Source organism: Acidisoma sp. L85 (genome assembly GCF_009765865.1).
Classification (GTDB): Bacteria; Pseudomonadota; Alphaproteobacteria; order Acetobacterales; family Acetobacteraceae; genus Acidisoma.
The window spans coordinates 1-9,438 of record NZ_LMUQ01000078.1 but is presented as its reverse complement, the minus strand read 5'-3'; the positions used below and the strand labels follow the sequence as shown (position 1 = coordinate 9,438).

The following is a 9,438-nucleotide window of genomic DNA, read 5'->3' as shown; positions in this document are numbered from 1 at the left end:
GCCGCCGGCGAAGTCTGGTCCACGTCCGGCGGCAGAACCGCGATGCTCACCTCAGCCGCCATGCTGCCCCAAAACCCTCCGCCACACTTGCCCGCGCCGCCGCCGACGTTCTGCTCAGTCTGAGTCCATCCGGCGACTGTGGCAACTTCTTCTTTTCACGCGGACAGGCACGGTAATAGAGCGTTACCGTGCCTCACAGTGCACAAAACCATCAATTTACAAGCTTGAGCGTATAGCAATACGAATAGGAGATCGCTTTTGGCAAGGAAACCCACCATTGCTGTGGATGCCGAAGGCTATGGGACGTCGCCGCATCGGCCGCTTCATCAACGACCTCGCCCGCCCACACGTTGTCGGTCAAGACCGCTGCCACGGCTATGCCGCAATGGCAGCTGACTAGGCCCGCGAAGCTGGTGCTGAAGCCGGGAGCGGTGCACTGCACGCCGACGTTGCCACTCAGCCCGGCCGCCATGGCGACTGACTGCACCCCCCGCCGCGGCGAGATCTGACTGGTATCCCTCGACCCATTGGTCCGGGCGAGGTCGAGCAGACCCGGTCCCGCGGTTATACTGAGCAACGATACGGCCAAGAGACCCCCGACAGGATATACCTGGTACCAATCTCCAACCAAGTCAGCCGCCTCTCCCCGGCAGAGGCTTGTATCTCCGTCGCCGGCGAGCGCCACAAGGCGATGGCCAACCAGATCACGACAACCTGCAAACAGCGGCTCGACAAGATCTCGAAAGATGAGGCCGCTGCAAGGTGGTCTGCGTCTCTCTCGGCCTCTAGCGTTCAGCCGGGTCTCAGCGCGAACACTCTCCAGGACTGCACCCTGCCCCCCTCCCCAACCGTCGCCACATCTCTCATCCGGCCCTCGCGTCTATCCGACCCAAGCTAGGCGTCGCCTAACCCTCTGTCTCAAAGATTTTACTGGGTCGGCGGTACCTTCTCATGGTCGCTTAAAGCTGGCGAAAGCGGAAGCACAGTCTGCCTCCGCAGTTATTGCCTCCCCTGATAGCGAACAGCGCAGCTTGGCAAGTCGATCGCAAGTTATCTGGCCCCTCTGACCACACTAGGTCCGAACTGAGACTAATTGCCAGCCGTCAACTCCATATCGTCGATAGAGGCAAACATTCGTTGCAACCACCCAAAGTAACCGTTAATGCGATTTATATCAACTATCGAGCGTGAATCGCATGTGCGAGCTCCGGCCATGAAATCACCCGCCAAGGTACCGCCTTTCCCACAATCGGCGGTAGCGGCCGATATCGATGCCGTAATCAGCGCGCATGCTCGCGACTTGTCTGAAAAGCTACAGGCCCATCGCTTGGAACTCTTTCCGCCCACTGCTGAAAAAACTCTGCGAGCGTTCCAGGCCAGCGAGGCGGCCAAGCTCCTGGGAGTGAACAGCGGCTATCTGCGCAACCTGGCACTGGATGGCAAAGGCCCCTCCCCACTCGTCACCCCCAGCGGGCGCAGGTCCTATACAGCAGAACAGCTTCAGGACCTGCGCCGCTACCTCGACGCGAGTGGCCGGTCGAGTAAGCGCTACCTGCCCTGCCGTCGCGGCGAGGAGCCTTTGCAGGTCATCGCTGTCGTCAATTTCAAGGGCGGCAGCGGAAAAACCACCACGGCCGCGCACCTCGCCCAACATCTGGCGCTGCGCGGCCACCGCGTTCTCGCCGTCGATCTCGACCCCCAGGCCAGCCTCTCGTCTTTGCATGGTTTTCAGCCGGAATTCGATGTCGGCGCTAACGAAACCCTATATGCGGCAATACGTTACGACGAGCAGCGTCGGCCGCTTCGGGAAGTCATCCAGAAAACGAACTTCCCTGGCCTCGACATCGTGCCGGCCAATATCGAGCTCATGGAGTTCGAATACGATACCCCTCGCATTCTCGCGATGCGAGGGGGTGTTACCCAGGATCGCCTCTTCTTCGCTCGCACCGAGGAAGCCCTGGCGGAGGTCTCGGGCGACTACGACGTTGTCATCATCGATTGCCCGCCGCAGCTCGGCTACCTTACCATGTCGGCGCTCTGCACCGCGACGGCACTTCTGGTCACTGTTCACCCGCAGATGCTGGACGTCATGTCGATGTGCCAGTTCCTCCTCATGATGGGGGACGTGCTCGGCCACCTAAAAAATGCTGGTGGAAACATGGGTTACGACTGGCTGCGATATCTTATCACGCGATATGAGCCCTCGGATGGGCCACAGACCCAGATGGTGAGCTTCCTGCGGTCGCTGTTTGGCCAGCACGTGCTCATCAATCCGATGGTCAAAAGCGTCAAAAAAAACTATGAGGTGGAGCGCCGGCAGTTCACACCCTCGACCTATGACCGGGCGATGGAGTGCCTCGATGCGGTCAATGGTGAGATCGAGCAGCTTATCCACGCGGCATGGGGACGACGCTGATGGCCAGAAAAAACCTGCTGACGGGCCTGACGGAGAAAAAGTTGACGGCTGTCAACTCTGACGAGGTGGCCGCCCCAAAGGCACCCCCCCTCGCCTTCTCCGGCCGCGGTGCTTTCGGAGCCGTGACGCGTACCATCGACGCCCTCGCCGTGCGCGCCGACGCGGCCCGAGACCTCGAAGCACGGCTCGCGGCTGGCGAAACCATAACGGAACTCGACACCAAGGCCATTGACCGGTCGTTCATCACCGACCGCATGCAATCGGATGACGAGAGCTATCGCCTTCTTCGCGCGGCGATCGAGGCGGAGGGTCAGGCTTCCCCGATCCTTGTTCGCCCGCATCCCACGGCGGAGGGCCGCTACCAGGTGGCCTTCGGGCATCGCCGGTTGCGAGTGGCGTCGGAGCTCGGCCGCAACGTGCGCTGTATCGTCAAGCCGCTCACTGACCGCGAGTTGGTAATCGCGCAAGGCCAGGAGAACAGCGCCCGCGCCGACCTGTCTTTTATCGAGCGCAGCCGATTCGCCCAGGCTCTCGAGGAAGCCGGCTACGATCGGCCCACGATCATGACGGCGTTGAGCGTCGACAAGACCGTTCTGTCGCGCATGATCTCGGTCGTGAATGCGCTACCAGCCAAACTCATCGCGGCTGTCGGACCGGCGCCGGGCGCGGGGAGGGATCGCTGGCTCGACATCGTTCAGGGTTGGTCAGAGAGCAAAGCCGTCGCGATGGATGCCCTGCTGGCCGATACTGTGTTCGGCTCCGCCAATTCTGATGAGCGGTTCGCCATGCTGCACCAGATGCTGACACAGCCGCTACCTGCGGCCCGGCCCGACACTGGTGACCGGCCTGTCGCGGCAAACCGTCCGAGGCAACGCACGGCCCGCTATTGGGCTCCCAAGGGTGGAGAGCGCGTCGCGAAAATTATTATGGAGTCCGACACTTTCACGCTGACGATCGACAAAACCGTAGCTCCTGATTTCGGCGAGTTCATCATGGCTCGACTGGCGCGGCTCTACGCCGAATATGCCGCCAAGGCCAATACCTCCGCCAAACCGCCGCCGATCCATCATTCGCTCGTCCGCTAGCCGTGGACTTTACTGGGACTCGGGGGCCTGTGGACTCTGCTGGGTCCGAGCAGGAAACGCGCCGCTAGGCGACTCGTGGACTTTACTGGGATTGCCGAGTGCTGATGGCGACCAGCCGGTTCGGCACCGGCGGTTTCGAGGGATGCAGCACCAGCCCGGCGCCTCGATCATCCTCATCCACGCGCGCATCTGGATAGACCGCCAGGGCAAGGGCGAGGGTAGGGCGGAAATTGATCTTGAAATGGTCCATCCGGGCATAGCCGGCGCCGAATTGCGCTTTCACAGCGGTCCAGGAAATCGGCCGCGGCCTATCCAGCGAATGTAGCCGGTAGGCTAGCCAGGCATAGACATCCAAGGCCATAGAATTATTGGCAATAGCGCGGATCGCAGCGTCCTGCAGCGGCACAGGATGGCGGCGTAGCTGATTGTAGAAACCTTCCGATAGTCGCGCGGTCTCCACAAAAAGGCTGCCCTGGCCGGGCTGATCTGTATCCACGAACATGGCGGTATCGACCACGTTTTGGTTGGTCATGCCGACCCGGCTGCCGTGCCTCACCGTGAGGCTCAGTCTGCAACGGCTGATGCGTTCACACTGGTCACGAACGTCCTTGAGGCTCTTGCCGCCCACTGGAATGCCCATTTTCGCGAGCCACTCTCGCAGCGAGCGACCAAGCAGGATCTCGCGAGACTGTGTGCGGATTGCTTCGCTCTGCAGATAGATCATGATCAGCCGTGCGCGGCTGCCATAGGGGACACCAACAGGCTCTGGCTTGCCGCTGGAGGTAGGGCGCATGCCTGGCTCGACGACCAGCGCCATGCGCTCGCTCTCAATTTGCCAGCCTGATTCGTTTGGAAGCTTGCGGTGGGGCAGGGCGGCTTGACACCATCCGGAATAGAGAAACCCAATGCTGTTCTCGTCATCTCCGAGATATTGAGCGGCGGCTTCCACTATCATACGGTCGAAGTCGGCCAGCAGGGCGCCCTGCTTTCCTTTAAGTTCCAGGAGATCGTGAACTTTTCCCATGCCTGCAACCTGTCCGATAGCGATCGTCCTGTCACCGTGGACTTTACTGGGATAAGCTATTGGAAGAAATAATTGTTCTAAGATACTTGTACTGTCCCCAGTAAAGTCCGCGGGATATCTCCGGCTATCGGCTTGATTCATAATGGGAGTCCATTCGGTGGTTTCCCAGGAGAGTCCACGCGGTCTCCCAGTAAAGTCCACGCCGCCAGTGTGGACGCTCCCCAGTAAAGTCCACGGCTGGGCGGTGTGGCGAATGCACGACTCGGTTGAGCGATGCGAAGCCGGGGCATTTGTCGACTCCATCATGTGCGCTCATCCCTTTCGAGATGGTGACATACGGTCAGTTTTGGAAGCGCGCTATTTGCCCCAACGACGACGCGTCGGCTCTGCGTTCTCCCGCTGGATTTCCGCAATATCAGGTCTTCGCGATGGGCGGGCTGCAAAATCTTTGGGACGGCGCGAGCCTCCGATTCATTGCAGATGACTTTGCCAGTTGGCCGATCAGCTTTGATGACCTGGCACCGCGCTACACCCCCGTCGAGCGCGGAGGGCTTGATGCACGCCTTACAGCGGGCGTGAGCTCCTTCATCAGGCTTTGCAGACCGCGTTGGCCTCCAAATCCGGTATTGTCGAAGATCGCGGCCAGCTGCGACTTGACCGTGCCTTCGGTTACACCCTGCGCTTGGGCGATTTCATGCCGGGTCAGGCCATCCGAAATGTAACCGGCGATGCGCTTCTCGGTCATCGTCGGCCCAAAAAGGGCGGCGATAGCCTCGATCGCGGTCTGTACGACGGTACCCGCGGCGGCGATGAAGATGGCCGCAGCAGCCGCGTTCTTGATGCGATCGGACACGGGTCGGCGAGACAGTGGCAAGGCGTGGGCCACAGCCGGACGGCTGGTTGCGCCAAGCGGAATATCGATGCCGGAGGTTCCGAGGCTGATCTCATCAGCCATGCCGAGTGAAACGGCTCGCGCCAGCGCTGCTTGCGCCTGCGGAAAACGCACACCGAGCCTGCCCCCCGATGTGAAAACCACCACGCCCTCACGGAGGAGGGATTCCGCCGCTGCATTCGCGTAGAGAATGCGCATGTCATCCGCGACGATAACGACGCCGTGCTCCAACCGATCGACAATGTCGCGAAACAACTGGCTTTCGGCGCGCTCCATCTCGAATAGATCTCTGATCGTCACGGCTCGGCGGATGTGCGGCCCGAGAAGAGCGACGACATCGAAATGCTTCTGCGTGATCTTCTGGTATTTGACGGATATGTTGATCGTGCCGATGCGAGACGGGCGTTTCAGCACCGCCATGTCGATGGAGTTGAGAACACCGAATTGCGAATGAAAATGACGATAGAGCTGGCCGTCCTTCCAGACTTTTTCCCCGTCTGGACCATAAAGCGCGAACATTCTCTCAAGCGGACCGGGTTGATCGATCTCCATCCGGTGCAGGAGATGGTAGAAGGGGACGTCTTTCGCGTGCTTCATCAGCACGTCAATGGCGTTCCGATCATCGCATGCGACCTGCGCTAGCCGGGCTGTATTTGTGGTAGTATCGAAGACGGCGAGTGTCGTTAGAAAGCCATCCACCTGGCTTCCGACAAGACTAAGCGCTTTAGGACACAAGTCATCGTGCGCAATACTGTCATAGATAGCACCGATCACATCCGAGAGTTGTTGCTGCATCGGTGACCTCTTACTAAAACCGCCCATTCATTTTGTGCTTACTTAGCGGCGTTGGATTATCATTGTGAGCCTGCCTGAGAAGATGTGGATCGCAAGTAACCTGACTTGCGCCAATATTCATAACTCCGGAAGTCCCAGGCTGACCAGCCTTCGCCGTTGACCGCGGGCGAGGTTTTTTGGCTGTCATCCCCCGTACGGCAGATGACGGTGTCAGCGAAATCCAAGAAACAGCGAGCCGGCGGAACCGGAGGTCGCAGGGCTTCCGACGCTTATTGGCCGACCCAGAAGGTCGGCTTCACCCTGAGCCCCGAAAAGGGAAGGATTGAGAATGCCACGTTTCGTAATCGGTGCACGGCTGAACATTTCCACGAAGAGAGCGCATAATGGGTGCAACTTTATAGCGGCACTCGCCGTTGCTTTCGCCTGCACGTCCTCCGCTTTGGCTGCCAGCGGCACCACGTTGCAGAGTAATGTGCGCGACGAAAACGCGCGGTTCGAGGACGTGTCGGTTGCCGTGAGAGAGGGGTATTCACCCATCCCTTGTGCCAGCGGCGTGGAGGGTGGCGCGATGGGTATCCACTACGTCAATGCCGGCCTCATCAGGGACAAGACGATCGATATCGCAAAGCCGGAGGCGGTCATGTACGAGCCGGGGCAGGGAGGCAAACTCAAGTTGCTGGCTGTCGAATATATCGCGCTATCGGGGCCGGCCAGCCTTCAAGGTCATCTGTTCAACTTCACAGGGCGCCGACTCGCTACGGACTGCCGCCATTTTACGAGCTGCATGTTTGGGCCTAGAAGCACAATCCGACAGGTGTTTTCGCGGATATGAACCCGACAGTTTCGTGCGATTCGATGATGGATATGGCCCACTAAGCGGGATGTCTGGACTGATCGATTAGGGAAAGCTCTCCTGTGGCAAGGCGAGGCTTGCAAAAAGAGCGGAGAGAAGGGACGATCGTCTTCTCACAGATCGATCGTTAGTTCAGCTGCTGAACCTTCGGCGAGCTCAGATGCGACGTTGAGAGCTATTCCAGGAGCCTGAATTAAAACGGACATCGACTGTTTCTCCGGTTCCAAATTACTGGCCGGACGGCTAACTGGATCGGAGTTAACAAGGATTCAATTGAAAGCTAGGTATCCAAGGATATCGGGAAGGACAGTTCTAACTATTCATTTTCGTCAACAAGCGATCTATACAATACGACAAGAAAGCCGAGATAATGAAGATGGGAATGTGCACTATGGAAGGAAGATGGAATATTACGCGCGCCACGAACCAGAGGACCGCCACTAATAGTGGAAAGGCAATAACTCCTTTCTGGCTTCCTTCATTTTGATTCCTATCGTCCTTCATTAACTTTTCCTTGATTCGTAGGCATCGGCAATGGCAATTCCCGAGCATGGTGACGCGGGAGATCTGACCATGGAGTGATTATGCGTATTGAGGTAAGGTGCGCTATGCCTTCTCCAGCTAGATCCGAAGTACTCTATTCATGCATGACCTAATATTTTCAGGAAAACTTATCTATTTGGCCGCCTGTGTAGCGTTTCTCGCCTGGCCAGGCTGGCGGCTACTAACGTTTGGGAGGATATCTAAGATATCCTAAATTGTGGCTTTAAGATGGGTATCCATGGACGCAAAGCCCGATGGTCTTTCTGAGGAGTCTATAAAGCTCCTAAACAGAATTAGGTTTTATGACTGTGCCTTATGCACCTGGCTTGGTGACCATAACCCTTAAAGAGTTAGCCGTGTTAGCCCCTTTCATCGACCAAAAACTGCAGACAGATTCGGCCGGCGATGCCACTTTGACAAGGCGGATCGCCGCGCTACGAGACTTCAAGAAGCGAATCCTGCAACAAAAGATCTTGCCAGATTCTACTCCTGTGGAGCAGCCGACCGACATGCACAGGAAATTTCTGCGCAGAGCCTAGGCACCCCGCCGGAACCGAGGCCCTCTAGGGCCCGGACTCGTAACCAAAAGCTGACGGTTGCGGCGAGGTAGACAGCGCTGATGAAATTGGCCGCGAAGGACGATCTGTTGACTGCGTGGAAGACGATCGAAATAATTGGTGCTTTAGTCTATACTATTTGGATAGTGCGCCGAACACTCAAGGCTGCGAGGATCATGAGAGGATCTGAGGTTTCGGCTTTGCGATGGGTATCGCTGGGTGCTCGAACCGATGGTCTTTCCGAGGTGTCCAGGAAGCTCGTGGCAAAAGTCGCAGGCAAGACCGATCCATGGCTGCCTGCTGGTTTAGTAATCATCACCCCGAAAGAACTCGCGGCGTTGGCTCCCTTCATAGATGAAAAGCTTCAGGCATATTCGGTCGGCAATTCTGCCTTGGAGGAGCGGATCCTCGCACTAACGAGATTCAAAAAGCGAACGATACGCCAGGGATTCTGGCCGGGCTCCGTTCGTGTGAAGCAGCCGAACTGCATTCACAGGATGTTTGCGCGTTGAGCGCCTAGGCTCCGGACCCATAAAGCAGTTTGAGCGGCTCGGGTGGTTGTGATTCATCGCTCCCGTTGAGGGAGCGGGCTGATGTCGCAGGATTTCTGGCTGAGCGATGCACAATGGGAGCGGCTTGCACCGCTACTGCCGAACAAACCACGTGGTGTGCCTCGAGTGGACGACCGGCGTGTGATCAGCGGCATCGTGGTTGCGCTGCAATCGGGCGGGCGGTGGATCGACTTGCCTGCCGAGTATGGGCCGCGCAAGACGCTGTACAATCGGTTCGTCCGCTGGTCTGCCCAAGGTGTACGGCAGACGGTGTTCGAGACGCTGGCCGCCGCAGGTGGGCCGCCCGCCACCGTGCTGCTGCATGAGGAGTTTGGTAGGTGCTATGGTCATCGCCGACGGGTCGGGCAGCGAAGCTCGATGAAGCACTCCGGCCAGTCGGAGAGATGATGCGAGAGATGGAAGGCGGGTGGGTACACTGGCCGCTATCGCAAACTGAGCCTGATCACCTGCCTCCGGCGGGAGGCCTGTGCAGGATTATGTAGTTCGCTCTTCGGAGAGCGCGCATGACCTCTGCCGCCACACGGATCGCCGCGATCCTGTCGGCCGGATGGACCGAACGCCGGCCGACGCTTTAGGCTCTGACTCACTTTTGATGGATGTTGGGATTACGCGGAGCCCATAACGCGCGCCTGAAGGAGATCTAGCTTTCCGCGGCCATACATCTGGCGTTTGACGAGCTTCAGCTTGGTGATCTGGCCCTC

7 protein-coding genes and 1 pseudogene are annotated in these 9,438 nt (G+C 58.4%); 5 read left to right on the top strand and 3 right to left on the bottom strand.

Going from position 1 to position 9,438, the window contains the following annotated elements:
* Nucleotides 1-211: 211 nt before the first annotated feature.
* Nucleotides 212-472, bottom strand: coding sequence for a hypothetical protein (locus GSQ83_RS27735; protein ID WP_158806123.1), 261 nt, complete (start codon nt 470-472; stop codon nt 212-214).
* A gap of 741 nt (nt 473-1,213) precedes the next feature.
* Here GSQ83_RS27735 and repA point away from each other — a divergent pair.
* A complete protein-coding gene (repA, locus tag GSQ83_RS27730; RefSeq protein ID WP_158806121.1) occupies nt 1,214-2,416 on the top strand; it encodes a plasmid partitioning protein RepA in 1,203 nt (400 codons plus the stop codon).
* On the top strand, nt 2,416-3,501 hold the full coding sequence (repB, locus tag GSQ83_RS27725) for a plasmid partitioning protein RepB (protein WP_158806119.1): 1,086 nt from the start codon (nt 2,416-2,418) through the stop codon (nt 3,499-3,501). Before repA ends, repB begins: the two co-directional genes overlap by 1 nt.
* 82 nt (nt 3,502-3,583) lie before the next feature.
* Here the strand turns inward: repB and GSQ83_RS27720 are convergent, their stop codons facing one another.
* Both GSQ83_RS27720 and GSQ83_RS27715 read right to left on the bottom strand, forming a co-directional pair.
* The gene (locus GSQ83_RS27720; RefSeq protein WP_371418089.1) at nt 3,584-4,831 is read right to left on the bottom strand and encodes a replication protein RepA; all 1,248 of its coding nucleotides are present in this window, start codon (nt 4,829-4,831) and stop codon (nt 3,584-3,586) included.
* 220 nt (nt 4,832-5,051) lie between these two features.
* Entirely contained in the window at nt 5,052-6,212 is a 1,161-nt protein-coding gene (locus tag GSQ83_RS27715) for a helix-turn-helix transcriptional regulator (protein WP_158806117.1), read from the bottom strand.
* 328 nt (nt 6,213-6,540) lie between these two features.
* Between GSQ83_RS27715 and GSQ83_RS27710 the strand changes: the two genes are divergently transcribed.
* The 3 genes and pseudogenes from GSQ83_RS27710 to GSQ83_RS27700 form a co-directional block, all read left to right on the top strand.
* Nucleotides 6,541-7,044 carry a hypothetical protein gene (locus GSQ83_RS27710; protein ID WP_216850612.1) on the top strand — a complete coding sequence of 168 codons (504 nt, stop codon included), beginning with the start codon at nt 6,541-6,543 and terminating at the stop codon, nt 7,042-7,044.
* Nucleotides 7,045-8,227: 1,183 nt separating this feature from the next.
* On the top strand, nt 8,228-8,677 hold the full coding sequence (locus GSQ83_RS27705) for a hypothetical protein (protein WP_158806116.1): 450 nt from the start codon (nt 8,228-8,230) through the stop codon (nt 8,675-8,677).
* An 81-nt stretch (nt 8,678-8,758) separates the two neighbouring features.
* A pseudogene (locus GSQ83_RS27700) lies at nt 8,759-9,037 on the top strand (transposase); the annotation flags it as partial.
* Between the last annotated feature and the right edge of the window lie 401 nt (nt 9,038-9,438).

What these genes read in the sequence shown, in the direction of transcription:
- GSQ83_RS27735 (WP_158806123.1), bottom strand. Translation starts at nt 472, where the DNA reads ATGGCGGCCGGGCTGAGTGGCAACGTCGGCGTGCAGTGCACCGCTCCC.
- repA (WP_158806121.1), top strand. Translation starts at nt 1,214, where the DNA reads ATGAAATCACCCGCCAAGGTACCGCCTTTCCCACAATCGGCGGTAGCG.
- repB (WP_158806119.1), top strand. Translation starts at nt 2,416, where the DNA reads ATGGCCAGAAAAAACCTGCTGACGGGCCTGACGGAGAAAAAGTTGACG.
- GSQ83_RS27720 (WP_371418089.1), bottom strand. Translation starts at nt 4,831, where the DNA reads ATGATGGAGTCGACAAATGCCCCGGCTTCGCATCGCTCAACCGAGTCG.
- GSQ83_RS27715 (WP_158806117.1), bottom strand. Translation starts at nt 6,212, where the DNA reads ATGCAGCAACAACTCTCGGATGTGATCGGTGCTATCTATGACAGTATT.
- GSQ83_RS27710 (WP_216850612.1), top strand. Translation starts at nt 6,541, where the DNA reads ATGCCACGTTTCGTAATCGGTGCACGGCTGAACATTTCCACGAAGAGA.
- GSQ83_RS27705 (WP_158806116.1), top strand. Translation starts at nt 8,228, where the DNA reads ATGAAATTGGCCGCGAAGGACGATCTGTTGACTGCGTGGAAGACGATC.